The organism is Bradyrhizobium sp., assembly GCF_036009065.1.
GTDB lineage: Bacteria > Pseudomonadota > Alphaproteobacteria > Rhizobiales > Xanthobacteraceae > Bradyrhizobium.
The window spans coordinates 17,165-41,382 of the sequence record NZ_DASYMN010000368.1 but is presented as its reverse complement, the minus strand read 5'-3'; the positions used below and the strand labels follow the sequence as shown (position 1 = coordinate 41,382).

Below are 24,218 nucleotides of genomic sequence, written 5' to 3'. Positions count from 1 at the left end.
GGCCGCAGCGCAGCGCGCCGCCTCTTCGCGCGTGGCTTATCGCGACGGGCTGCCGGCCAGATGCGGCCTGATCATCTCCACCATTTTCTCCGCCGGGGTGCCGGGCGGAAAGAAGCCGAGATACTTGCCGTCGCGATCCATCAGGTAGATGAACGCCGAATGATCGACCGTGTAGTCGCCCTTGCCGAAATCGACGCGCTTGTAATAGACCCGGTAGGCGTCCGCGGCGTTCCGGACCGCCTCGGCGCTGCCGGTCAGCCCGAGCAGGCGCGGATGAAACATCGCCACGTAATCCGCAAGATGCTCCCGCGTGTCGCGTTCGGGATCGAGCGTGATGAACAGCGGCTGCACGTCGCCGGCGCCCGCGCCCAGTCGGTCCATGGCGAGACCAATCGCCTGCAGATCGGTCGGGCAAATGTCGGGGCAATAGGTGAAGCCGAAATACACCAGCAACAGGTGGCCGCGAAAGTCGCGCTCGCTGCGTACGTTCCCGGACTGGTCGGTGAGCTGGAACGGACCGCCGATCGGCTCCCGATTCCACATCACTGCATCCATCAGCTCAGTGGCGGACCGTTTTGACGTTTGCGCCGGCGCGGCGCCGCCGAGCGCCAGCAACGCGCATGCCGCCGCCGCGACAAGCGACGGCATGCAGATGCAGCGGCCGGCACTCATGTCCGAAGCTTGATGAGTTTAGGTTGAAGCGGCTCCTTCTCACCTCTCCCCGGAGGGGAGAGGTCGACGCGCATCGTCAGATGTGCGGCGGGCGAGGGGCCTCTCCGCGGGTCCGAGTGCGTGGAGAGACCCCTCACCCGAAGCCTGCGCCGGCGCTCCGGCTTCGACCTCTCCCCTCCAGGGAGAGGTGAGCAGAGCGTCGTGGCGATTCGAGTCAAAGCCATCATCCTCACGCGCTGAAGATCAGGCGGCTGCCGGTCGAGACGTTGATCACATTGTCCGGCATCTGCGCGCGCGCCTCGAGCAGGAAGTTCAGCCCGCTGCAATGCATCGGGATCACCACATCGGGTTCGAGCTTCTTGATCTCGCCGACGATCTGCTTGAGGTAATCGGCAGGCGCGGGTCCCAGATGGAAGCCGCCGACGACGGCGTGAACCTTCTGGATGCCGGAGACCTCCTGCGCCTGTCGCACCGAATTGACGATGCCGACATGGCCGCAGGAACTGATCACCACAAGGCCCTTGCCACGGATGTTGAAGCAGGTCGCGTGTTCGTGGACGTGTTCGTCCGGCACCATCTTGCCCTGCAGTTCCGCGGCGGTGTAGTGGCCGTAGTCGCAGCTCGGGCCGTCCTTGCCGGGCGTGTAATCGACGAAGGTATTGGGCAGCACCTTCTCGACGCTGCTGCGCTTGATCTTGCCGGTGGTGAAGGCGTGGCCCTCGATCACAGTCGGCGTTTCGCACAGCACCGTCTGCACTTTCTGCGCGGCGATCTCGCGCCGGTCCAGGGTGCCGCCTTCGCCGAACTGGCCGGTGGCGGCGCGGCTGACGCGGTGACAGAAATTGTCCTCGCCGCCGGCGTAGAGTTTCAGGTCAACGGGAAGCACGTTGCGGTATTTGTCGAGGAAGCCGATCAGGCCGCCATAGTGATCGATGTGGCCATGGCTGACGATCAGCGCGTTCAGCTTCGCCGGATCGACCTTGAGCAGGCCGATATTGTTGATGATGGCCGGCGAGGTATAGCCGAAATCGAGCAGGATGTTGCGGACCTCCTGCTCGCGCTGCGATTCGAGAAACAGCGACAGGCCCCATTCGTTGTGCAGCACGTTGCGCGCATCCGCGCTGCGGGCAGGGCCTGGGCCCTCATGGACCACGCCGTTCACGGTGCTGCCGCGCAAAAACTGGTCGTGCTGCTGGTCGACCAGCACCCGGATCGAGAGTTTGTCGACCGTCGGCACCTGGATCGGCGCGGCGTTCGCGACCTCGACGCAGGAGAATCCGGCGGCCGCCATGCCTGCGAACGCGGCCGAGGTTTTCAGGAAATCGCGGCGTCGAAGTTCGGTGGTCATGCTTTTTCTTCTCCCTTGAATTTCTCGCCGCGCAGGTGGCGTTGCGTATACGGGCTCCATAGCAGATCACGCAGCCGCAAAGATAGAATGATCTGGGCCCATGCGCGACCAATTGCCATTGACTTGAGCGGGGGTTAGGGCAACATTCATGCAATCGCATCCACTTCGACGATGCATCCCAATTTACCCAGTCAGGAAACGCGACGATGATCGACCTTCATTACTGGACCACGCCGAACGGCCACAAGATCACGATGTTTCTCGAGGAGGCCGGGCTTCCGTACAAGATTTTTCCGGTCAATATCGGCAAGGGCGATCAGTTCAATCCGGATTTCCTGAAGATCGCGCCCAACAACCGCATTCCGGCGATGGTCGATCATGAGCCGAAGGGCGGCGACAAGCCGATCTCGATTTTCGAATCCGGCGCGATGCTGCTGTATCTCGCCGAAAAGACCGGAAAATTCCTGCCCGCCGATCTCTATGGCCGTTACGACGCGATCCAGTGGGTGTTCTGGCAGATGGGCGGGCTCGGCCCGATGGCCGGGCAGAACCACCACTTCCGCAACTACGCGCAGGAAAAAATCAAATACGCCATCGACCGCTACGTCAACGAGACCAACCGGCTCTATGGCGTGCTCAACAAGCGCCTGAAGGATCGCGAATTCATCGCCGGCGATTATTCGATCGCCGACATGGCGTGCTATCCCTGGATCGTGCCGTACAAGAACCAGGAGCAGGACATCAACGATTTTCCAAACCTGAAACGCTGGCTGGAAACCATCGCGGCGCGCCCCGCTACGGTACGCGCCTATGCGAAAGCGAAAGAGGTCAACCCGAATTTCGGCCAGCCCGCGATCCGCACCGAGGAAGAGCGCAAGCTGCTGTTCGGACAGACCGCGGCCGTGGTGAAGTGACGCAACGCGCGCGGGCTTGACCCGCGCGTGATGCGTCATACGCGGGCTTGACCCGCGTATCCATCTTTCTTCACAAGAGTCTTTCGAAGAGGATGGATTGCCGGATCAAGCCCGGCAATGACGGTATCTGTGGAGGCATCGCGTCATGACATTAAAACTGTTCGAACTTGTCGGCACCGATGCGGAGCGTCCGTTCAGTCCGTTCTGCTGGCGCACGCGGATGGCGCTGGCCCACAAGGGGTTAGGTGCGGAATCGATCCCATGGTGTTTTACCGAGAAGGCCGCGATCGCGCCGCATAAATCCGAAAAGGTGCCTGTGCTGCTCGACGGCGAAACCGCCGTCGCCGATTCCTGGGCCATCGCCGCCTATCTCGAAGACAGCTATCCGGACCGCCCGTCGCTGTTCGGCGGCGCCGGCGGCCGCGCCATGGCGCGGATGCTGAACTGGTGGGGCGACGTGACCGTGGTCGGCGGGATGTTTCCCTTGATCGTCGCCGACATTCCCGGCCACCTGAAGCCCGTCGACGCGGCGTATTTCCGCCAATCCCGCGAGGCGCGCTTCGGCAAGCCTCTGGAAGAGGTCACAGCCAACCGCGACAAGGCGGTCGAAGGTTTTCGTAAAAGCCTCGATCCGATGCGGCTGACGCTGAAGACCCAAAACTTCCTCGGCGGCGATGCGCCGAACTATGCCGACTATATCGTATTCGGCGCGTTCCAATGGGCCCGCGTCGTCAGTCCGTTCAAGCTGCTCAGCCAAGACGATCCGGTCCATGCCTGGCGTGAAAAATTGCTCGACGCCTTCGACGGCATGGCGCGGAAATCGCCGGGCTATGCGGTGTAAAGAGGTGGGTCCTCCGTAGGGTTGGCAAAGGCGCAAAGCGCCGTGCCCACCAAACGATCGTTGGCGCGGCGAGATGGTGAGCACGCCCGAGGGCGCCTTTGCCCACCCTACGGCCGCCTGTCTCGAACCGCGGGGCGATGATCAGCAATCGCCGTAGTAGAAGCACGAATACGGCGTGGCATAATACGGCGTACCGTAAGGATACGGCTGACGCCAGAGATAGGCGGGATCGACCGGATCGACCACCACCGCGGCCGGAATGCCGTAGCTGTTGATGTAAGGCGCATAGCCATAGCGGCCGTAGGCGTAGGGCCGGGCGTCATAGGGCACCGGCGGGCCGGCGATGATCGTGGTCCGGTAGCTATAATGCGCGCGCGGCAGGCCGGCGGGCAGTCCATGCCGGGCGGTATAGCGCGGCACGTTGCGGTCCGCGGCGAACGCTTCGTCCGTATTGCCCGTCGATCCAACCATCGTCATCGCGAAAAGGACCAGTAGCGTCTTGCGGAACATCGCGCGCATCCTCATTGATCGTGCGATCAAACCCCGGCAGCGCCGGCGAGTCTACCCAAAAATACGCCTACTCGAAAATCACGCCGATCCGGTTCTGCTTGGTCCAGACGATCCGGCAGTCGTGGACCACGCGGTCTTTTTCGGTCATCAGCTGAAAGCGGGCAGGGACAAAGACCGCATCCGGAACCTCGATGGCGGCACCCTCGGCCGAGATATTCACCACCCGGCAGCGCGTGCTCGAGCCATGGCTCGAAATATAGGCCGGCTCGTCGACGTCTGCGCGCGGACCTCGCCGGCGTTCTTCCATCGCGGTCGCAAGAGTGGGCTGGCTGGGCATGGCCGGAAGCTTAGCGGCACAGCACTAACGATTTATCACTGCGCGGGAGAAGAAGGTTAACGATGGGTTAGCACACCTCTCCCCGCAGGGGCCCCGCAGGGGAGAGGTCGACGCGCATCGTCAGATGCGCGTCGGGTGAGGGGACTCTCCGCGAGTCCGCGTGCGTGGAGAGACCCCTCACCCGAAGCCTTCGCTGGCGCTACGGCTTCGACCTCTCCCCTTCGGGGAGAGGGGACGGCGCTGTGTCCCGCACAACATCCCCGCACACATCGACCCATTCCGCCGCCGTCAGTTCGGCCATCCGCATTGGCGCGACCGCACCGCACTGTGGGTTGAGCCGGCCGCCGGCACCACCTCGTCGAAGGCTTGCAGCGATACGTCGCAATACACCGGCAGCGGCGTCTTCAATCCGAACGGGCAGACGCCGCCGACCTCATGGCCGGTGATCTCGGCCACCTCTTCGGCGTTGAGCATCTTCGGCTTGCCGCCGAAGCGCGCCTTGACCTTCCTGTTGTCGATCCGCGCCGTGCCGGCGGCGACGATCAGCACCACGCGGTCGCCGACCCGCAGCGACAGCGTCTTGGCGATCCGCGCCGGTTCCACGCCATAGGCCTGCGCCGCCAGCGCGACGGTCGCGGAACTCAAGTCGGATTCGATCACGGCGATGTCGGGGGCTTTCTCGGCAAAGAAGGCGCGGACGGACGCAAGGCTCATCGGTCGGTTTCTGGCAGTGTTCCGGAATGCTTCATCGCGCAAACCGGCAGAAAAGTGAAGAGACCTGATTTGCGACGGAACGGTTTGCCGGCCCGGCGGTTCTACCCTCGAAGAAAACAGGATCGCTCGCCGTTAAAGACGGCGCCGGACGCGGATAGCCAATAGCGGTCAAGTCTTCAACGAGCAGGCGATTCGGGGAAACCCCAATGGCCTGCTCGTTTTGTTTTGCCTCTGAGATCGTCATGCCCACCTTGTGCCGGACATCCACCTCTTTCTTGCTTGTCCTAGCCAAAGACGTGGATGGCCGGGATAAACCCCGGCGATGACGGTTGCTAAGCCGACCCAACCAGCTCCGGCAACTCCGCCAGCGCGCGGATCCGATGGTCCGGCTCCAGTCCCAGTTCATCCATCTGCATCCGGATCGCCTTGAACATGGTGAGCGGCGGCACCGCGTCGTTGTTGACACAGGCGAGCGCCATCGCTTCCGGCGTGAGCCGCTCGATCCACGCCACCTTCAGTCCGAACGCCTTGGCGCCGCAGGCGTCCCACGGGTTCGACGATACGAACAGCACGTCGGCGGGTCCCACCCGAAGCGTCGACTCGATCAGGCTGTAGGCGTCGGGGCTCGGCTTGAAGATTTTCTGCGCGTCGACGCTGATGGTGGCGTCGAGCACGCGGTCCAATCCCCTGTTCTGCACCAGCGCGTCGAGCATGCGAGGTGAGCCGTTCGACAGAATCGCGAGCTTGCGGCCTCGTAACGCCGCGAGCGTGGCCGCCGCATCCGGATAAAGATCGAGGTGCAGATATTTTTCCATGATGCACTCGAAGACGTCGGCGTTGTGCTTCAGCCCGAGCCCCTTGAGCGTGTAGGCCAGCGATTCCCGCGTCACCACGGAAAAATCCTCATAGCGCCGCATCAGCGAGCGCAGCCAGGTATATTCGAGCTGCTTGATGCGCCAGATCTGGGTGATGATCTCGCCATAGCCGGGATAGGCCTCATCGGTGATCGCGGCTACCGACTGTATGTCGAACAGCGTGCCATAGGCATCGAATACAACCGCTTTGATCAAGGGGGAACTCTTTGTCTCGGGCCGGATCGAACTTGTACAGGTTATAGCGGCTTTCTCCTCCCAAAGTTCGAATGGAACCGGTCTTGCCCGCTTGATCCCGAGACCCGGGCAAGCCACGCTGATTCCCGTGGGGAGGACTGGGATGCTGGAGGTTGCGCGTTGGCTGGAAAAGCTTGGCCTGTCCGAATATGCCGGGTGTTTTGCCGAGAACCGCGTTGATTTTTCCGTCCTTCGCGACCTCACCGACCAGGACCTGAAGGATCTCGGCATTGTCCTCGGCGATCGCCGGAAATTGCTGCGCGCGATTACCGAACTCGACGGCGCCCCCGCCGTGGCCGCGCCCGCTGCGACGCCACCCGTCGCGCCGCCCCCTGTCGAAGCCGCCGGCGAGCGCCGCCACGTCACGGTGCTGTTCTCGGACCTCGTCGGTTCGACGGCGCTTTCCACCCGCATGGACCCGGAAGATCTGCACAAGGTCATTTCCGACTATCAGAAATGTGTCGAGGAAACCGTGCGCTGCTCGGGCGGATTCATCGCCAAATATATGGGCGACGGCGTGCTGGTGTATTTCGGCTATCCGCACGCCCACGAGGACGATGCCGAGCGCGCGGTGCGGGCGGGGCTGGAGCTGACCGCGGCGGTGACCGCACTGAAATCCCCGGTCTTGCTGCAGACCCGAGTTGGCATTGCAACCGGGCTGGTCGTGGTCGGCGACCTCATCGGGTCGGGCGCCGCGCAGGAGCGCGGCATCGTCGGCGAGACCCCCAATCTGGCGGCGCGGCTGCAGGGGATCGCCGAGCCGAACAAGGTGATCATCGCCGAGAGCACGCGAAGGCTTCTGGGCAGTCTGTTCGAGTTCGATGACCTCGGACCGCAGGACCTCAAGGGCATGGCGACGCCGACGCGGGCCTGGGCGGCGCTGCGGGCAAGTTCAGTGCAGAGCCGCTTCGAGGCGTTGCGCGCAAGCGGCCTGACCGCCCTGGTCGGACGGGAAGAGGAAACCGACCTGCTGCTGCGGCGCTGGGCCAAGGCAACGGGCGGCGAGGGCGAAGTGGTGCTGCTCTCCGGCGAGGCCGGCATCGGCAAGTCGCGGCTCACCGCCGCGCTGCTGGAGCGGCTCGCCGGCGAGCCGCACACGCGCCTGCGCTATTTCTGCTCGCCGCAGCACACCGACAGCACGTTCTATTCGATCATCGGCCTGATGGAACGCGCCGCCGGCCTTGTCCACAGCGACACGCCGAAGGCAAAACTCGACAAGCTCGATGCGATGCTGACGCAGACCAGCACCTCGATCGAGGACGCCGCGCTGTTTGCCGAGATGCTGTCGCTGCCGAACGATGGCCGCTACCCCGAACTCGCGCTGACGGCGCCGCAGCGCCGGCAACGGACGCTGCAGGCGCTGTCGGTCCAGGTGGAAACCCTGACACGCTCCAATCCTGTGCTGATGATCTTCGAAGACGTGCATTGGGCCGATCCCAGCAGCCTGGAAGCGATCGATCGCGCGGTGGACCGGGTTCGCTCGCTCGGCGTGCTGCTGATCGTGACGTTCCGGCCGGAATTCGAGCCGCCATGGATCGGGCGGCCACATGTGACCAGTCTGACGATCAACCGGCTGGCGCAGCGCGACGTCGAGGCCATGATCGACCGGGTGGCCGGCAACAGGATGCTGCCGGCCGGCGTCCGGCACGACATCATCGAGCGCACCGACGGCATTCCGCTGTTCGTGGAGGAGATGACCAAGGCGATGCTGGAGGCCGAGAGCGAGGGCGAAGCGCGGCGCACCGCCGCGGCGATTCCCTCGCCGGCGCTGACCGTGCCCGCCAGCCTGCACGCGTCGCTGATGGCGCGGCTCGACCGGCTCGGCGCCGCCAAGGAGATGGCGCAGATCGGGGCGGCGATCGGACGGGAGTTCTCCCATGCCATGCTGGCTGCGGTGGTGGGCAGGCCGGAGGCGGAACTCGGATCGGCGCTCGAGCGTCTGATGGCCGCCGGTCTGCTGTTCCGGCAGGGCGTGCCGCCGCATGCGACCTACCTGTTCAAGCATGCGCTGGTGCAGGACGCGGCCTACGGCACGCTGCTGCGCGAGCCGCGGCGCGCGCTTCACGCCCGCATCGCGCAGACCCTGGAGAGCAAGTTCGCGGAAATTGCCGAACGCCAGCCCGAACTGCTGGCGCGTCACTGCGCCGAAGCCGGCTTGATCGAGAAGGCCGCGAGCCTTTGGGGCCGGGCCGGACAACGCTCGCTGCAACGATCGGCGCTGGTGGAAGCGGCCGAACAGCTCGCCCGTTCGCTTGCGCAGATCGCGACGTTGCCCGCGACGCCCGCGCTGCGCCGCGAACAGATCGGGCTTCAGGTCGCGCTGGTCAACGCCCTGATGCACGTCAAGGGTTATGCGGCGCCTGAATCCAAGGCGGCGGTCGAAGCGGCGCGCCTCTACATCGAGCAAGCGGAAAAACTGGGAGAACCTCCCGACGATCCCTTGCAGTTGTTCTCGATGCTCTACGGCGCGTGGGTCGCGAACTATGTTGCGTTCAACGGCGACGCGATGCGGGAGCTTGCGACACAGTTCCTCGCACTCGCCGGGAAGCAGGGGGCGAGCGTCCCGCTCATGATGGGACACCGCCTCGTCGGCACCACCTTGTGGGGCAGGGGAAACGCCGCCGAAGCTCGCCCGCATCTTGATCGCGCGCTCGCGCTCTACGATCCGGCCCGGCACCGTCCGCTGATGACGCATTTCGGCCAGGACATCCGGGTGGCTACGCTGGCCTATCGGTCCTGGGTGCTGTGGGATCTCGGCTATCCCGACCAGATGCTTGCCGATACCCAGCATGCGCTCGATGATGCACGCGAGATCGGCCACCCCGCCACGCTGATGTACGCGCTGAATTTCGCCTCGATCAACCATCTCGGATGCCTGGATCCCGCCATCGCCTTTGCGGAGGCCAAGGAGCTTATCGCTTTGGCGGACGAGAAAGGCGCGCTGTTCTGGAAGGCATTCGGAATGATGGCGCTGGGTTGCGCGCTGGTGGCATCGGGGAAGGCGGCGGACGCAGTCCCGATCCTCACCCCCGCGATCGCCGCGTTTCGCTCCACCGGAGCAAGATTAAGCGTGCCGTATCAGCTGTCGCATTTGGCCCTCGCCCATTCGGATCTCGGCCGTTTCGACGACGCCTGGCGAAGCATCGGCGAAGCGATGACCGAGATGGAAGCCACCAACGAAAAGTGGGACGAGGCCGAGCTTCATCGCATCTCCGGCGAAATCACGCTGAAGTCGCCGCAGCCGGATGCCGCGAAAGCCGAAGCGTATTTCGTCCGCGCCCTCGCACTTGCGCGCGAGCGGCGCGCCAGGTCCGTCGAACTGCGCGCGGCGATGAGCATGGCGCGGCTGTGGCGCGACCAGGGCAAGCGCGATGCGGCCCGCGATCTGCTCGCTCCGGTCTATGGCTGGTTCACCGAAGGGTTTGATACCCGCGATCTGATCGCGGCGCGGGCCTTGTTGGACACGCTGGCGGCGTGATGGTCAGAGCGCCCCGGCTTTCCCGCCGATATGCTCGCCAAGAAATTCGCGCAACGCGGCGGTCGCCTGATCCGCGGCCGATTTGTTGTATTCGAGGCGGTGCCCGAGGAATTCGACCGGCGTCTGCAGGCCGGGGACGTCGAAGCCATGACGGGCCTCGGGATAGACGATCAGCCGGACCGGAACGCCCTGGCCGCGGTTGCGGGATATTCCCCAGTCGTCGCGGCCGTCCACCATTTTGCGGCACGATTGCGCCAAGGTCCAGTCGTCGAGTTCGCCGATCAGGATCAGGGTGGGAACGGTCATGTTGCCTTTGAATCCAGTGCAATTCGGATAGAACGCGGCGGCGGCGCGGAACTTGTTCTGCGAGTTTTGCTCGATGGCGCCGCGTTCGATCGATGTGAGCGCCAGCCAGCCGCCTTGCGAAAAACCCAGCGCCGCGACGCGGGCGGCATCGACGAACGGCTGCCGCACCAGGAAGTTCAACGCCCGGTAAGCGTCAAGCGCCAGATCGATCGGCGCGCCGCTGCTGCAGGTGTTCTTGATGCCGCGCGGACCAAAACTGTCGACGGTCAGCGTCACATAGCCCCAGGACGCAATCGGCTTGCCCCAGCGTTCGTCGAGCCGCCCCCAGTTTCCATTGCATCCATGCAACAGCACCACGGCGGGCGAGGGTCCTGCGCCAGCCGGTTGCCTCAGATAGCCCTGCAGCGGCTGCGGGCTGGCAAGGGGGCTCTCGAATTCAACGACGCTCGCAGACGATTGAGACTGCGCCGGCGAGCATGCGGCCGCAGTGCCGACAAGAAGCGCAGCCCCAAACGCAGCAGCTTTGGCGGACCTACACATGATGGATTTATGAAGACGTCCCGCCCATGGCGCAAGCTCCAGTCCTCAGTTTCTCGAGACAGTTCGTATGATGGGTTGAGCGCAGCGAAACCCATTACGGCCGTTCCGCGTGGAGATAAGTTCGCTTTGCTCAACCCATCCTACGCGCCGGCGATAAAAAGGCCTGGTCGCCGCTGGATCCCGCGGCGCGATCTTGCCGGCCTTTGCGGGCATCATGGACTAGGCCCTATTTAAAAAATTGCATAGCGTAGGTGACGGGTACCTTCGCAGAAAAGCAGCCGAATGAGGTGCAGACAACATGAAAAAGAGCACAACGACCAAGAGCACAGCGACCAAGAGCGCAACGAGCAAAAGCGAATCTCCCTCCCAGCTGATCGACGCGCGGATCAAGGAGCTGGGCGACTGGAGGGGCAAGACGCTCGCTCATGTCCGCGCGTTCATCAAACAGGCTGTCCCCGAGGTTGTCGAGGAGTGGAAGTGGAGAGGCGTTCCGGTATGGGAAGACGCCGGCATCATCTGCACCGGCGAGACCTACAAGAGCGTGGTGAAGCTGACTTTCGCCAAGGGCGCTTCGCTCCAGGACCCTTCAGGACTGTTCAACTCCAGCCTTGAGGGCAACGTCAGGCGCGCTATCGATATCCATGAGGATGATGAAATCGATAAGGCCGCCTTCAAGGCGCTGATCCGCGCCGCCGCCGCGCTGAACAGGTCGAAGGCGCGATAGCAATCCTCGTGTCCCGGACGCGGTGCGGCATTCTTCATGCCGCTCCGCAGAGCCGGGACCCGGTTCTAAGTCATCGTACCGGGACCCGGCTCAGCAGCGCACCGCTTCGCAAGGCTACGCGCTGCGCTGTGTCCGGGGCACGCGGAAACGCCCGAACTTTTGATGACGGGATGTGGAGGGCACTTCATGAGCATAGGACAAAACCCGCTGAACCGGTTCTGGAGCCGCCTTGTGCACGAGTTGCATCCCTATGTGCCGGGCGAGCAGCCCCGCATGTCGAACCTGGTCAAGCTGAACACCAACGAAAACCCTTTCGGCCCATCCCCGCGCGTATGGTCCGCGATCCGCGCCGAGGCTGCCGAGACGTTGCGCCTCTATCCGGATCCCGAGGCGACCGCCTTGCGGCGGGCGCTTGCCGCCTATCACGAGGTTCGGCCTGAGCAGGTCTTTGTCGGCAACGGCTCGGACGAGGTACTCGCGCACGCCTTCGTCGCGCTGCTCAAGCAAGACGCGCCGCTGCTGCTTCCCGACATCAGCTACGGCTTCTTCCAGGCCTGGTGCCGGCTGTTCGACATCCGCGCGGAAACGGTGCCGTTGGATTCCGCGCTGCGCGTCCGCATTGCGGATTATGCGCGCCCCGCCGGCGCCATCATCTTCCCGAACCCGAACGCTCCCACCGGCATCGCGCTCGGCCGTGCGGAGATCGCGGCGCTGCTGGAGATGCACCCCGGGCAGCCGGTGGTGGTGGATGAAGCCTATGTCGATTTCGGCGCGGAAACCGTCATTCCGCTGGTCGCTTCGTATCCGAATCTTCTGGTTGTGCGCACGATGTCGAAGTCTCGCGCCCTGGCAGGCCTGCGCGTCGGCTACGCCATCGGCGAGCCCGGCCTGATCGAGGCGCTGACGCGGGTCAAGAACAGCTTCAACTCCTACCCGCTTGGCCGGCCTGCCCAGGCCGGAGCGATTGCGGCGCTGGAAGATGAAACGCACTTCCAGCGAAGCCTCGGAAGTGTGATCGAACAACGGGACCGGCTGACGCAAGCGCTGACCCGGCTCGGCTTCGAGGTGCTGCCATCGGCGGCGAACTTCGTTTTCGCGCGCCACCCGGCCCGCGACGGCGCTGGCCTCGCCGCGGACCTCCGCGCCCGCGCGGTATTGGTGCGGCACTTCGCAAATCCGCGGATTTCCGACTATCTTAGGATCACCGTGGGAACGAACAGCCAAACCGACGCCCTGCTCGCAGCCCTGGCGCGATGCCTCGGGCAGGACACTGATGCCAACTGACGACGAATGCCGCATCGTGCCCCGGACGCAGCGCAGCGCCATAAGCGCGTTTACGCGCGTCTTCGACGCGCTATCACACTTCGCGGCGTGGTGCGCTGCTGAGCCGGGGCCGTAACGAAACGCGGCATTCGCAACGGTCCCGACTCTGCGGAGCGGCATGAAGAATGCCGCACCGCGTCCGGGACAGGAGGGGGACTTCGTCCCCTGAACTGGAGTCCCAGATTGCCGACAAAACTCCGAAAGTGGATTTTCGCAAGGCGCGCTGAGGCCGATCAACAATCTCGTCCAGGGTTTTGACAACCTTCCGCGCGCCGTTGTCGGCTGGTACACGACGGCCCGCTCCGGCAAGCTGCAGGTTGCGGGTCGATCCGGGCTGAGAGTCGGACGGGAGGAGACCATGAAGAATGTTTGTTGTTCTGTGGTAGCTGCAGTGGCCGCCGCGCTTGCGGCGGTTTCGCCCGTCCAGGCCCAGGACTACCCGTCGCGATTGGTGCGTCTGGTCGTGCCGCAAGCCGCAGGGGGCGGGACCGACACGTTTGCGCGCGCCATCGGGCAGAAACTTGGCGAGCGTTGGGGGCAATCCGTCGTGATTGAAAACAAGCCCGGAGCGGGAGGGGTCGTTGGAACCGATTTCGTCGCAAAATCCGCGCCCGACGGATACACGCTGCTCGTCACCTATGAAGGCTCGCAGGCGATCAACCAGAGCCTTTACGAAAAACTGCCGTTCGATTCGCTGCGGGATTTCTACCCCATCGCGACCATCGCGGTGACACCGTTCATTTTGATCGTCGGTCCGCGCGCGGAGGCAAAAAACCTCAAGGAGTTCATTTCATTCGCCCGCGCCAACCCCGACAGGCTGACTTACGGCTCCGCCGGAAACGGCTCCGTCAATCATCTGCTCGGAGAAATGCTCAAGACCGAGGCCGACATCAAACTGACGCACGTTCCTTACAAGGGAGCCTCGGCGGCGATCGGCGACGTGATAGGCGGGCATATCGACGCGGCGTTCGCCAGCGTGCCATCGGTGATTTCCAGCGTTCAAAGCAACGTCGTCCGCGCATTGGCCGTGAGCAGCGGCAAGCGTCTTGCCGTGGCGCCGGACATCCCGACCATCGCGGAGGCGGGCTTTGAGAAATTCGACGTCAATCCCTGGTGGGGAATTTTGGCGCCCGCGGGCTTGAGCCCTGCCATTGCGCAGAAGATAGCCGCGGACATTGGCGAACTATTGAAGACGCCGGAGATGGAACAGCTGCTGGCAAAGCAGGGCGCTACGCCCCTGGTCAGCTCTCCCGAGGCATTCCAAAACCTTCTCGCGCAGGACATCGAGAAGTGGAAAAAGGTGGTGAAGGCTTCGGGGGCGACCATCAATTAGAGCCTGATGAATTTAAGTTGAAGCGGCTCTTCTCACCTCTCCCCGGAGGGGAGAGGTCGAAGCCGGAGCGAAGCGCAGGCTTCGGGTGAGGGGTCTCTCCAGCAACTGGGACTGGCAGAAAGCCCCTCACCCGCCGCGCATCTGACGATGCGCGTCGACCTCCCCCCTGCGGGGAGAGGTGAACCGAGCGTCGCGGCGATTCGACTTAAAACCATCATGTTCTAGCGCGGCGTTCGGGAATGAGCGGAAAGTAATCCCTGACGCAATATTCGGGGCGATCTACTTAAGGTTGTGGAGGCCGGGCCCGATACGGCAATCGTCCTGTCGCACAATTGGTGTGACAGCGACTCAAAACCGGGCCTACAATGCCGCCAACCGAATCTGGGAGGTGGCGATGAAAGAGCTCGTTCACTGCCGCGCGATGGAATCCTTCTGCCGTCAAGGCGCCGCGCTTCATCCCGAGGACAGCTGGAAGCTGCTCGCCGAAGCCGAGAAATGGCGCCACCGGGCGCTCGACCATATCGCCTCCCACTTCGAGGAATGCAACGGCGCTCAAAAACCGGCTGTTGCAGAGGATCTCCGTTTGGTCGCGTAAGCACGTAGCCCGTAGGGTGGGTTAGGCGCAACGCGCCGTAACCCACCACAACGAATCGTAACGGGCGATTGAGCCGGTGGGTTACGCGCCTTCGGCGCTAACCCATCCTACGAACTACGAGCTGGATCCCCCAGTGCGTAGGGTGGGCAAAGCCGCCGGACGCGAATGCGTCCGGAGGTGTGCCCACCATTCGAATCGCCGCACATACACCACCGTCATCCTGAGAGCTTGTGAATCTATTGATTTTTGCGTTTTCCGACATGAGTCAAATCAAAGAGTTAGGACCCGCAGAAACGTCGAAATTCGAATAGATTCACAAACTCTGAGGAGCGCGCTCTTGCGCGGGTCTCGAAGGATGGCCGCGGGCGTTTGCGGCCCATCCTTCGAGGCTCGCCGTGAAGAACGGCGAGCACCTCAGGATGACGGCGTGTGTATGATTGGTGGGCACGGCGCACAAGCGCCTTTGCCTACCCTACACCTCAAATCCCCAGCAGCCGCCTCGCATTCGCCTTCAGCACCTTCGGCCTGATCTCCTCGCGGATCTCCAGCTTGGCAAAATCGCTGAGCCAGCGGTCCGGGGTGATCACCGGCCAGTCCGAGCCGAACAGCATCTTGTCCTGCAAGATGCTGTTGATATAACGCACCAGGATCGGCGGGAAATATTTCGGCGACCAGCCGGAGAGGTCGATGTAGACGTTGGGCTTGTGGGTCGCCACCGACAGCGCCTCTTCCTGCCAGGGGAAGGAGGGATGCGCGAGGATGATCCGCAGGTCGGGGAAGTCGGCCGCGACGTCGTCCATGTACATCGGGTTGGAATATTTCAGGCGCATCCCCATGCCGCCCGGCATGCCGGAGCCGACGCCGGTCTGTCCGGTGTGAAACAACGCGATGGCGCCGCCGTCGTTGATCGCCTCGTACAGCGGATAGGCCATGCGGTCGTTCGGATAAAAGCCCTGCATGGTCGGATGGAATTTGAATCCCTTGACGCCGAAATCCTCGATCAGCCGCTTCGCCTCGCGCACGCCGAGTTTTCCTTTGTGCGGATCGATGCTGACAAAGGGAATCAGCACGTCGGAATTGTCAGCGGCGATTTCCAGCATCTCGGTGTTGTTGTAGCGACGAAAGCCGGTCTCGCGTTCGGCGTCGACGGGGAAGATCACCGCGGCGATTTTCTTCGCGCGGTAGTAGGCGGCGGTTTCCTGCACCGTCGGCGGATGCTTGTTCGGCGACTTGAAGTATTCCGCCATGCGCTCCTGAAAGTCGTCGTAGCCGTCATCGGCATGCAGGCCGCACGGCTCCTCGGCGTGGGTGTGGATATCGATCGCGACGAAGTCGTCAGGGTTGAGCAGCGGCAATTTCGGCATTTTGTCCGTCCCGACAAGGTGTTAAGCGGCGTAACAGGCCTGCCCCGATTTTGCAGGGGGTTCATCCCATGCCTGCCGCAAGCGGCTTAACAAGAACCGCGCCGCATGAAAAGCGGGCCGATGTCATTGTTCGCAAACGAAGAATGGTGTTCGCTGCGCCAATAGGCGGAGGAAGTGCCACAATGCAGCCGCAAGGCTTCGAGACCGACTTCTGGAAGGACGCTAACTTACGGAAAAGCTGGGATGAAATCGTCCCGGGCGTGCCGCGCAAGACGCTGCCTTACGTGCTGACGCGCGAAGCGATCGAACTGTACTGCCGGTCGGTCGGCGAGGATCACCCGATCTATTTCGACGAGGTTTTCGCAAAGACCACGCGCTATGGCGGGCTGATCGCGCCGCCCTCGATCCACATCCTCCTGATGTTTTCCTGCACGCCGGCGGACGATTGGATGCGCAGTCCCGGCACCGTCAATGCGGGACAGTCCTGGAGCTACAATATTCCGGCGCGGCCGAACGACACCATCCGCCTCGAGGCGCGCGCGCTCGACAAGTTCATCAAGCGCGAGCGGCTGTTCGTGGTGCACGACAACGTCTTCTTCAACCAGCATGGCGACGTCATCTGCTCCGGCCGCGGCTGGACCATCCGGCCGATGTGAGGGGGAGCTTCGATCATGGCGACCACATTCGAAAATCTGCAGGCCGGCGATACCATTGACGGACCGAAATTCCCGGTCAGCCGCGAATCGATCCGGCTGTTCTGCGACGCCTCGCTCGACTACAACCCGCTGCATCTCGACGACGACTACATGAAGGGCAGTTTCGGCAAGACCCAATTCGGCGGCATCATCATGCACGGCATGAACAATTTCGGGCTGATCACGCGCATGATCACCGACTGGGCTTACCCTGCCGGCGCCATCCATCGTCGTCTCGAAACCCGCTGGGTCAAGCCGGTGAAGCCGGGCGACACGATTCAGCCGGTCGGGATCGTCAAGTCGAAGCAGACGACGGCCAATTCGCGCTGGGTGCTGATCGACGTGCTGGTGCGCAACCAGAACGACGAAAAGGTCGCGGCCGGCGAGGCGATGGTCGAGTTTCCGCACGAGGCAGGCATTCAACCGTCATCCTGAGGAGCCGCGCGCTTGCGCGGCGTCTCGAAGGATGGCCGCAGGCGCCTATGCGGCCATCCTTCGAGGCTCGCCGAAGACGGCGAGCACCTCAGGATGACGGCGGTGTTGGTTGCAATGACGGCCAAGCTACTGTTTGCGGGCGAACCGCGCCGCGATGCGCGGGTTTGGCTCGATTACCTCGGTTGCCAGTCCGAGCCACATCAAAAAGCGGATGGTGAGCCAGGTGTTGTCGATTTCCCACCAGCGATGACCATGCCGCGCCGAGCGCGGATCGGCGTGATGGTTGTTATGCCAGCCTTCGCCGTTGGAGATCAGGCCGACGATGATGTTGTTGCGGCTGTCCTCGCCGGTATCAAAGCTGCGGTAGCCCCACAGATGCGTCACCGAATTCACTGCCCAGGTAATATGCCAGATCAGCACGTGCGTACGAACACGCCGAACATCATGATGCTGAGGCCGGTCTGCGCCGCAGCTTGCGGCGTTTCGCCTGACAGCCAGCCAACGAAAAATCCGGCGGCGAACAACAGCGGGATCTGCAAAAGATTGATCCAGATCAGGCCGTGATAACGTTCGAGCGCGACGTAAAAACGATCGCGCAGGATGTCCTTGGCGTAGCGCTCGAAAATACCAAGCCGCGACAGCTCCGGCTGATGCACCAGGATCCAGCCGATGTGGCTCCAAAGGAAACTTGCCAGCGGGCTGTGCGGATCCGGCTGCTGGTCGGCGAACTGATGATGCCGGCGGTGGATCGCGACCCAGCGCGCCGGGGTTTCCTGCAGGCAGGAAACCGCGATGACCGCCATCGCATGCTCCAGCCATTTCGGGCATTTCAGGCCGCGGTGGGTCAGCAGCCGGTGATAGCAAAGGTTGATGCCGAACAGCCCGCACAGATGCGTGCCGACCAGCGCGACGACAAAACCGCTCCAACTGAAAGTGCCGGGCATGAAGGCCAGCAGCGCCAAAGCGTGCCAGGTACCGATGACGATTATGTAGGGCCAGTTGAGCTGGAACGGCGCTACCCCCGCCGGAAGCGGCATCCGCGCTTTCGGCACGACGGGAAGGGCATAGTCCGCAGCGGTGAGCATCGCGGTGTTCAGATGGACTGTCGTCATGCCGGGCCGGTATTCCAATCTCTGCGCAGGACGCAGTTGTCCATTTGAACAGCCCGATTCGGGATATGGCGACGAATCGCGAAATAGATACAAACCTTTGACTGAATTCGTTTATTTTTCGTAGATTGGCCCAAGACCCGGTTCCGCCTGATCGGTTGACATCGGGCCGCGCCATGGCATAGAAACCGCGGGTCTCGGGCGGCACGGCCGCCGGCGGGATCAAGCCATTTGCTGTTTTCGGCCTGTCGAGCACGGCCTTTCAGAAGCTCTAGGATTGCCCCATGAAGGTCCGTAACTCGTTGAAATCGCTGCGTGGCCGCCACCGCAACAACCGTCTGGTCCGCCGCAAGGGCCGGGTTTATGTGATCAACAAGGTGCAGCGCCGTTTCAAGGCGCGGCAGGGCTAAATCACGCCTGCGCCAGCCTTTGCGCCGCTGAAAAATCACAACTGTTTGACGCCGTGCTGCTTTGCAGCGCGTTTTTCTGCGTCTAGACTTTGCCGATGGCAGCCAGATTCTTAAAGCCGAGCATCCTTGGCGCACTGATCGCCGCATTGATCGTGTTGGCGCCCGCCATCGCGCAGGCGCAAAATCCGAAGCTCGCGCCGCAGCGGCAGCAGAAGAGGCTGCCCGAAGCCCCTGCAAAATTGCCCAATGTCGGCGCTGACCGAACCCGCGGCCTGGATTTTCTGTTCGGCGCGTTGAAGGCCGCGCCCGACGAGGTCAGCGCCAAGCACGTCGAGGCGCGGATCTGGGCGCTGTGGATGCAAACCCCGAGCGATACCGCGGCGCTGCTGATGGTGCGGGCGAAAGCCGCGATGGACGCCAAGCAGATGGACGTTGCGCTGAAGTTGCTCGATGCCGTGGTCAAGCTGCGCCCCGAATATGTCGAAGCCTGGAACAGGCGTGCGACGCTGTATTACCTGCAGAACGACTACACCCACTCGCTTCAGGATATTGAGCAGGTGCTCTCTCGCGAGCCGCGCCATTTCGGCGCGCTGGCCGGGCTCGGCATGATCATGCAGGATCTTGGCGACGACAAGCGCGCGCTCGATGCGTTCCGCAAGGCGCTCGCCGTCAACCCGCATCTGGAGAGGGTCCCGGAACTGGTCAAGACCCTGACCGAGAAGGTCGAGGGCCGCGATATCTGAATCTGGTATCGTCATTCGGGCGCGCCGCGCGAGCCGGGAATGACGGCATCTAAAATCTCACATGATTTGTCGGGAATACGCGCCGCGCGGATTAACCCTGATCCGCGACGCTCGATTGTCCGCAGCAACGATTGTCGCTAACCGGGTCTTACCGCGTGTCCGTGCGCAGGGAGCGTGACGATGACAGCATCGACGATGAAATCATGGCTGCTGGCTGCTGTGCTCGGTTGCACGGTCGGCACGGCATGCATGGCTCAGGGGTTTCCCGGATATACGGGCTTCTGGGTTGTCGGCAATCATGCGACCAACCGCTGCGAAATCGTGACCAGCAACCCGGTCATCGACTATACGACGATCTGGTTCGGAACCGGGCCCTACCAATCGCTCGACGATGCCAAGCTCGCCCGCTCCACGATCAGCGCGTGCCCAAAAGAAAATGCGGCGTCGGCTGGAAGTCGCAATCCTGAAGACGGCGCGTCGGACAGCCCCCGTTAGTGCAGAGCGCTGGTCCGGCGTTCCGCAGGCCCGATGCCGCCAACCGCCGCATGGAGCTGCTGAAGTTCGGATTCCAGCCGCTCGTTGATGAGCATCAGCGCTTTCAGCGCGCCGCGGATGTCGCCATTGCAGGTTGCGACGATTTCGTCGATCGCATGATCGTTTACTTCTGTGTTCATGCCCCGATCCTCCAAGGTTCCTATGACAGAACTGTAACGCCGGCCGTGCGTTCCTGTGGATACCGTGGATAATGCCGGCGAAATCGCCCGGGCAAGGGCTGGACGGCTGCGAAACCCGCCGCCCTGCGAAATCGTAGCTGGTTGGTGCGCAAGATCGTCCGGATAGGCTCCATGATAGTGCTCTACGGAGTGACGGCGCTGGCTGTTCTGGCGCTGCTCACGCAGATTGGGGTGTTTGCCCTGCAGCGCGTGTACCCTCGGCAAGGCAACATCATCGAAGTCGCCGGCGCGCGCCTCAACGTCGTCGATCTCGGGCCGCGCGACGCCGCCGGCCCGCCGATCGTGATGATTCACGGCGCCAGTTCGAATCTCGAATCGATGCGCCGGCCGATCGGCGACATGCTCGCCACGAACCATCGCGTGATCCTGATCGACCGCCCCGGCCATGGCTGGAGCACGCGCGGCGATCTTGCGAATTCGACACCGGCGATGCAGGCGAAAATGATCGATGAAGCGCTGGAAAAACTTGGGATCACCGGCGCGATCGTCGTGGTGCATTCGCTCGCCGGCGTGCTCGGTCCGCTGCTGGCGCTGGACTATCCGCGGCGCGTCGCGGGTCTGGTGATGCTCGGGCCGGTGGCGTATCCGTGGCCCGGCGGCGTCGGATGGTACAACAAGCTCGTCACCACGCCGGTGGTCGGCCCGCTGCTCGCCTATACCATCACGCTGCCGCTCGGCTTGATTCTGGCTGAACCCGGCGCCCGCAACGTATTTCTGCCGCAGGTCATGCCGACGGGCTTCGTCAAAAACTCGGCGACGCCGCTGCTGCTGCGGCCGCGCGGGTTTTTGGCCAATGCCTGGGATCTGGTGACGTTGAAGGCCGCGGTGATCGAACAGGCCCCGCGTTACGGAGATATCAAGGTGCCTGTCGTCGTGGTCACGGGCGACACCGACAACACGGTTTCCCCGCGCATTCATTCGCGGCGGCTCGCCGCCACCGTACCGAACGCGAAGCTGATCGTGCTGCCCGGGGTCGGCCACATGGTGCAGTACGCCGCGCCCGAAGTGGTGGTGCGCGAGATCGAAGGCATGAGCGCGGCGTCGAAGGCCGCGATGCGGTGAGTTAATTGCCGTCATTCCGGGATGCGCCTCTTGGCGCAGACCCGGAATCCATACTCCCTGTGTCGGCGGTTGGATGCTGAACGCAAACACGGGGGTTATGGATTCCGGGCTCGCGCTTCGCGCGCCCCGGAATGACGGCAGAATTCACATTTCCGCGTCGCCGCCCGGGCCGACATAGGAGATGCGCAGCATGTTGGTGGCGCCGGGGGTGCCGAGAGGAACGCCGGCGACAACGATGACACGCTGTCCAGCCCTGGCGAAACCATCGCGAAACGCGATGCTGCCCGCACGGTCGACCATGTCGTCCTGGTCGTGCGCGTCCTCCGCGACCACGCAGTGTACGCCCCACACCAGCGACAGTTTTCGTCCCGTCGCAAGGCTCGGCGTGATGGCGACCACGGGAGGTTTCGGCCGTTCGCGCGCGACGCGGATCGCGGTCGATCCGGAACTGGTCCAGCAGATGATCGCGGACAGCTCCAGCGTTTCAGCGATCTGCCGCGCGGCATCGGCGATGGCGTCGCCGGCGGTCGCTTCCGGCGGAAATCGTTGCGCGGTGAGCACGCCGCGATAGGTCGGATCGCGCTCCACTTCCTCGCCGATGCGGTTCATGGTCGAGACCGCTTCGACCGGAAACTTGCCGGCGGCGGATTCCGCCGAGAGCATGATGGCGTCGGCGCCTTCATAGACCGCCGTCGCCACGTCGGAGACCTCGGCGCGCGTCGGTACCGGGCTCTGGATCATCGATTCCAGCATCTGTGTTGCCACCACCACCGGCTTGCCGGCGCGGCGCGCCAGCCGCGTCATCTGCTTCTGCAGGCTCGGCACCCGCTCCAGCGGCAGTTCGACGCCGAGGTCGCCGCGCGCCACCATCAATGCGTCGGAGGCTTCGAGAATCTCGGCGAGCCGATCGATCGCCTGCGGCTTTTCGATCTTCGCCATCACCGCGGCGCGGCCGCGGATCAGCTTCTTGGCCTCGCTCACGTCTTCGGCGCGCTGCACGAACGACAACGCGACCCAGTCGATCCCGGTCACCAGTGCCGCCTCGAGGTCGGCGCGATCCTTCGGCGTCATCGCCGAGACCGGCAGGTCGGTATCGGGCAGGCTGACGCCCTTGCGGTCCGACATCTTGCCGCCGATCACGACGCGGGTGACGGCGCGCTCTTGCGAGGTTTCCTCGACGATCAGGCGAACCTTGCCGTCGTCCAGCAGCAGCGCGTGCCCCGGCTTCAGCGCGGCAAGGATTTCCGGATGCGGAAGCTGAACCCGGCTGGTGTCGCCGGGCGCCTTGTCGGAATCCAGCACGAAGCTCGCGCCATTGTTGAGCTGGACTGAGCCTTCCGCGAACGAGCCCAGCCGCAATTTCGGCCCCTGGAGATCGACCAGGATGCCGATCGGCCGGCCATAGCTGCTTTCGACGTTACGGATCGTCGCCACCAGCTCGCGCATCTTGTCATGCGAGGTGTGGCTCATATTGATGCGGAATACATCGGCGCCGGCTTCGAACAGCCGGCGGATCATCGCGCTGTCGGAAGACACAGGGCCGAGGGTCGCAAGGATCTTGATGCGGCGCAGGCGTCTCATTTCTTCGATCCGGGCGCTGGCGGCAGGCCAGACCCGCCCGGAGGCGTGCCACCTGGCATGCCCGGAAGTCCGCCGGGTCCGCCTGGACCCACCGTTCCGGGAATTCCCGGCACGCGCTGCGACGGCGTTTCGTTGGACTCGGTCAACTGCACGGTCCAGGCGCGCTGTTCGCCGGTGTCGACTTCGAAAAAGCCGGTGCGGTCAAAGCCGCGCGCCAGGCAATTCTCGGTGCCCTTGATGGTGAATTCCTTGTCGCGCGAACACATGAACGCCTGTCCTGACCACTCGCCGCCGCGGTCGTAATCAAGCGCATAGATATAATAAAACCGTGCGACGAGCGTGCCGCGCAGCAAGGTTTCGCACGCCCGCGAGGAGACATTCCACCAGCCCTCGGTGGTCCAGCCGTCGGCGTCCTTGTAGCCGAGCGCGATGCCGACCCGGCTGGAGGTGTTGTTGCAAAGGCGAAAATCCGCCGACGCCGCACTGGTCCACAGGCACAGCATCGCGAATGCCAGCGTCGGCATCGCGCCGGCGGCGATCACGCGAGGGGAAAGCAGATTGCGGCGATGAAGATTTTGCGGGGTCATTTAGGGAAGCTATATCAATTCCTTGTTGATTTCGCGTGAGCCAATGGGCGCTGTCAACGGCTGCCGCCCGGTTTCGGTTAATAGACCGCCGAATTCGGCCAGCGAGGCTCTCTTTGCGCTGCGATATGGCAAAATCTGTGACAAGTCCCAAGTAATCAATGATCTAATATCAGTCTCCAGCGCGAACAGCGAGGCGATGGCCATGACCACAGACGACAAAACCAGAACGGAACTGGAAGCGGCCGTATTCCGCCGCCTGGTCGGACATCTGCGCTCGCGCACCGACGTCCAGAACATCGATCTGATGAACCTCGCCGGCTTCTGCCGCAATTGCCTTTCGAACTGGCTCAAGGAGGAGGCCGACGCCAAGGGCGCCGCCATGACCAAGGACGAAAGCCGCGAGGCCGTCTACGGCATGCCCTACGAGACCTGGAAGGCGACCCATCAGGGTGCCGCCAGCCCGGAGCAGCTTGCGGCGATGAAGAAGAGCGGCGGGCATTGAGTCTTTCGACTTTTCGCGGTCCTCATCCTGAGGGGCGGCCACTTGGCCGCGTCTCGAAGGATGAGTTCTTGGCGCTCATGGTTCGAGACGCGCGCAAGAGCGCGCTCCTCACCATGAGGATGGAGCGCTATTTCTCCTGTGGGTCACTGTGGATGAGCGCGATGTTGCCTTGACGCGGGCCGCGCCACTCCCGACTGTCATTTTCAAGGATGCGGTGCGCGGCAAAGCGCGTCCGCGCTTCTCACCATCAGT

The 24,218-nt window shown here is 63.3% G+C and carries 28 protein-coding genes and 1 pseudogene; 14 read left to right on the top strand and 15 right to left on the bottom strand.

The genetic code is table 11. From position 1 onward, the window contains the following. Positions 1–36 precede the first annotated feature (36 nt). Positions 37–672 (bottom strand): SCO family protein, encoded by a 636-nt coding sequence (locus VGP39_RS22290; RefSeq protein WP_327570256.1) that lies wholly within the window; start codon positions 670–672, stop codon positions 37–39. 229 nt (positions 673–901) lie between these two features. Next, a complete protein-coding gene (locus VGP39_RS22285) occupies positions 902–2,020 on the bottom strand; it encodes an MBL fold metallo-hydrolase (protein WP_327570255.1) in 1,119 nt (372 codons plus the stop codon). Positions 2,021–2,226: 206 nt separating this feature from the next. Here VGP39_RS22285 and VGP39_RS22280 point away from each other — a divergent pair, with 206 nt between their 5' ends. Both VGP39_RS22280 and VGP39_RS22275 read left to right on the top strand, forming a co-directional pair. After that, positions 2,227–2,934 carry a glutathione binding-like protein gene (locus tag VGP39_RS22280; RefSeq protein WP_327570254.1) on the top strand — a complete coding sequence of 236 codons (708 nt, stop codon included), beginning with the start codon at positions 2,227–2,229 and terminating at the stop codon, positions 2,932–2,934. A gap of 145 nt (positions 2,935–3,079) precedes the next feature. After that, positions 3,080–3,775, top strand: a complete 696-nt coding sequence (locus VGP39_RS22275; RefSeq protein ID WP_327570253.1) for a glutathione S-transferase family protein — start codon at positions 3,080–3,082, stop codon at positions 3,773–3,775. 141 nt (positions 3,776–3,916) lie between these two features. On the opposite strand, the gene VGP39_RS22270 is transcribed toward VGP39_RS22275, so the two are convergent. From VGP39_RS22270 to VGP39_RS22250, 5 genes and pseudogenes are all read right to left on the bottom strand, one after another. Further along, positions 3,917–4,285: a hypothetical protein gene (locus VGP39_RS22270; RefSeq protein ID WP_327570252.1), complete on the bottom strand. Its 369-nt coding sequence runs from the start codon at positions 4,283–4,285 to the stop codon at positions 3,917–3,919. Between the two features lie 67 nt (positions 4,286–4,352). Then, entirely contained in the window at positions 4,353–4,622 is a 270-nt protein-coding gene (locus VGP39_RS22265; protein ID WP_327570251.1) for a PilZ domain-containing protein, read from the bottom strand. 199 nt (positions 4,623–4,821) lie between these two features. After that, positions 4,822–5,336 (bottom strand): annotated as a pseudogene (locus VGP39_RS22260) (YbaK/EbsC family protein). A 31-nt stretch (positions 5,337–5,367) separates the two neighbouring features. Next, a complete protein-coding gene (locus tag VGP39_RS22255) occupies positions 5,368–5,580 on the bottom strand; it encodes a hypothetical protein (protein ID WP_327570250.1) in 213 nt (70 codons plus the stop codon). Between the two features lie 88 nt (positions 5,581–5,668). Continuing rightward, the gene (locus VGP39_RS22250) at positions 5,669–6,406 is read right to left on the bottom strand and encodes a haloacid dehalogenase type II (protein WP_327570249.1); all 738 of its coding nucleotides are present in this window, start codon (positions 6,404–6,406) and stop codon (positions 5,669–5,671) included. A gap of 142 nt (positions 6,407–6,548) precedes the next feature. On the opposite strand from VGP39_RS22250, the gene VGP39_RS22245 reads away from it, so the two are divergent. Next, positions 6,549–9,923: an adenylate/guanylate cyclase domain-containing protein gene (locus VGP39_RS22245; RefSeq protein WP_327570248.1), complete on the top strand. Its 3,375-nt coding sequence runs from the start codon at positions 6,549–6,551 to the stop codon at positions 9,921–9,923. A 3-nt stretch (positions 9,924–9,926) separates the two neighbouring features. On the opposite strand, the gene VGP39_RS22240 is transcribed toward VGP39_RS22245, so the two are convergent. Further along, complete coding sequence (locus tag VGP39_RS22240) at positions 9,927–10,769, bottom strand: dienelactone hydrolase family protein (RefSeq protein WP_327570247.1); 843 nt, start codon at positions 10,767–10,769, stop codon at positions 9,927–9,929. Between the two features lie 298 nt (positions 10,770–11,067). On the opposite strand from VGP39_RS22240, the gene VGP39_RS22235 reads away from it, so the two are divergent. The 4 genes from VGP39_RS22235 (at position 11,068) to VGP39_RS22220 (ending at position 14,744) form a co-directional block, all read left to right on the top strand. Beyond that, positions 11,068–11,493, top strand: a complete 426-nt coding sequence (locus VGP39_RS22235; RefSeq protein ID WP_327570246.1) for a DUF1801 domain-containing protein — start codon at positions 11,068–11,070, stop codon at positions 11,491–11,493. Positions 11,494–11,700: 207 nt separating this feature from the next. Further along, positions 11,701–12,777 (top strand): histidinol-phosphate transaminase, encoded by a 1,077-nt coding sequence (gene hisC, locus VGP39_RS22230; protein ID WP_327570285.1) that lies wholly within the window; start codon positions 11,701–11,703, stop codon positions 12,775–12,777. A gap of 397 nt (positions 12,778–13,174) precedes the next feature. Further along, positions 13,175–14,149 carry a tripartite tricarboxylate transporter substrate binding protein gene (locus tag VGP39_RS22225; RefSeq protein ID WP_327570245.1) on the top strand — a complete coding sequence of 325 codons (975 nt, stop codon included), beginning with the start codon at positions 13,175–13,177 and terminating at the stop codon, positions 14,147–14,149. A 388-nt stretch (positions 14,150–14,537) separates the two neighbouring features. Then, positions 14,538–14,744: a hypothetical protein gene (locus tag VGP39_RS22220; RefSeq protein WP_414644769.1), complete on the top strand. Its 207-nt coding sequence runs from the start codon at positions 14,538–14,540 to the stop codon at positions 14,742–14,744. 479 nt (positions 14,745–15,223) lie between these two features. On the opposite strand, the gene VGP39_RS22215 is transcribed toward VGP39_RS22220, so the two are convergent. Further along, complete coding sequence (locus VGP39_RS22215) at positions 15,224–16,108, bottom strand: amidohydrolase family protein (RefSeq protein WP_327570244.1); 885 nt, start codon at positions 16,106–16,108, stop codon at positions 15,224–15,226. A 182-nt stretch (positions 16,109–16,290) separates the two neighbouring features. Here VGP39_RS22215 and VGP39_RS22210 point away from each other — a divergent pair, with 182 nt between their 5' ends. Together VGP39_RS22210 and VGP39_RS22205 are read left to right on the top strand one after the other, a co-directional pair. Further along, on the top strand, positions 16,291–16,764 hold the full coding sequence (locus VGP39_RS22210) for a MaoC family dehydratase (RefSeq protein ID WP_327570243.1): 474 nt from the start codon (positions 16,291–16,293) through the stop codon (positions 16,762–16,764). A gap of 15 nt (positions 16,765–16,779) precedes the next feature. Further along, complete coding sequence (locus VGP39_RS22205; RefSeq protein ID WP_327570242.1) at positions 16,780–17,238, top strand: MaoC family dehydratase; 459 nt, start codon at positions 16,780–16,782, stop codon at positions 17,236–17,238. A gap of 126 nt (positions 17,239–17,364) precedes the next feature. Here the strand turns inward: VGP39_RS22205 and VGP39_RS22200 are convergent, their stop codons facing one another. Continuing rightward, complete coding sequence (locus VGP39_RS22200) at positions 17,365–17,658, bottom strand: acyl-CoA desaturase (protein WP_327570241.1); 294 nt, start codon at positions 17,656–17,658, stop codon at positions 17,365–17,367. Beyond that, complete coding sequence (locus VGP39_RS22195) at positions 17,652–18,350, bottom strand: hypothetical protein (RefSeq protein ID WP_327570240.1); 699 nt, start codon at positions 18,348–18,350, stop codon at positions 17,652–17,654. The genes VGP39_RS22200 and VGP39_RS22195 overlap by 7 nt, the downstream gene beginning before the upstream one ends. A gap of 281 nt (positions 18,351–18,631) precedes the next feature. Between VGP39_RS22195 and ykgO the strand changes: the two genes are divergently transcribed. The 3 genes from ykgO (at position 18,632) to VGP39_RS22180 (ending at position 19,995) form a co-directional block, all read left to right on the top strand. Next, positions 18,632–18,757 carry a type B 50S ribosomal protein L36 gene (ykgO, locus tag VGP39_RS22190; RefSeq protein ID WP_002718645.1) on the top strand — a complete coding sequence of 42 codons (126 nt, stop codon included), beginning with the start codon at positions 18,632–18,634 and terminating at the stop codon, positions 18,755–18,757. A 95-nt stretch (positions 18,758–18,852) separates the two neighbouring features. Then, positions 18,853–19,500 carry a tetratricopeptide repeat protein gene (locus VGP39_RS22185; protein WP_327570239.1) on the top strand — a complete coding sequence of 216 codons (648 nt, stop codon included), beginning with the start codon at positions 18,853–18,855 and terminating at the stop codon, positions 19,498–19,500. Between the two features lie 195 nt (positions 19,501–19,695). Next, positions 19,696–19,995, top strand: coding sequence for a hypothetical protein (locus VGP39_RS22180; RefSeq protein WP_414644770.1), 300 nt, complete (start codon positions 19,696–19,698; stop codon positions 19,993–19,995). Here VGP39_RS22180 and VGP39_RS22175 read toward each other — a convergent pair. Continuing rightward, positions 19,992–20,174, bottom strand: a complete 183-nt coding sequence (locus VGP39_RS22175) for a hypothetical protein (RefSeq protein ID WP_327570238.1) — start codon at positions 20,172–20,174, stop codon at positions 19,992–19,994. The genes VGP39_RS22180 and VGP39_RS22175 overlap by 4 nt on opposite strands. A 171-nt stretch (positions 20,175–20,345) precedes the next feature. On the opposite strand from VGP39_RS22175, the gene VGP39_RS22170 reads away from it, so the two are divergent. Beyond that, on the top strand, positions 20,346–21,296 hold the full coding sequence (locus VGP39_RS22170) for an alpha/beta hydrolase (protein WP_327570237.1): 951 nt from the start codon (positions 20,346–20,348) through the stop codon (positions 21,294–21,296). A 144-nt stretch (positions 21,297–21,440) separates the two neighbouring features. Here the strand turns inward: VGP39_RS22170 and pyk are convergent, their stop codons facing one another. The 3 genes from pyk to VGP39_RS22155 all read right to left on the bottom strand — a co-directional run bounded on the left by pyk (position 21,441) and on the right by VGP39_RS22155 (position 23,668). Next, positions 21,441–22,877, bottom strand: a complete 1,437-nt coding sequence (gene pyk / locus VGP39_RS22165; RefSeq protein ID WP_327570236.1) for a pyruvate kinase — start codon at positions 22,875–22,877, stop codon at positions 21,441–21,443. After that, complete coding sequence (locus VGP39_RS22160; RefSeq protein ID WP_327570282.1) at positions 22,874–23,401, bottom strand: DUF1036 domain-containing protein; 528 nt, start codon at positions 23,399–23,401, stop codon at positions 22,874–22,876. Before VGP39_RS22160 ends, pyk begins: the two co-directional genes overlap by 4 nt. 72 nt (positions 23,402–23,473) lie before the next feature. Then, positions 23,474–23,668, bottom strand: coding sequence for a hypothetical protein (locus VGP39_RS22155; protein WP_327570235.1), 195 nt, complete (start codon positions 23,666–23,668; stop codon positions 23,474–23,476). Between VGP39_RS22155 and VGP39_RS22150 the strand changes: the two genes are divergently transcribed. Next, entirely contained in the window at positions 23,667–23,966 is a 300-nt protein-coding gene (locus VGP39_RS22150) for a DUF1244 domain-containing protein (RefSeq protein WP_327570234.1), read from the top strand. The genes VGP39_RS22155 and VGP39_RS22150 overlap by 2 nt on opposite strands. Positions 23,967–24,218 lie beyond the last annotated feature (252 nt).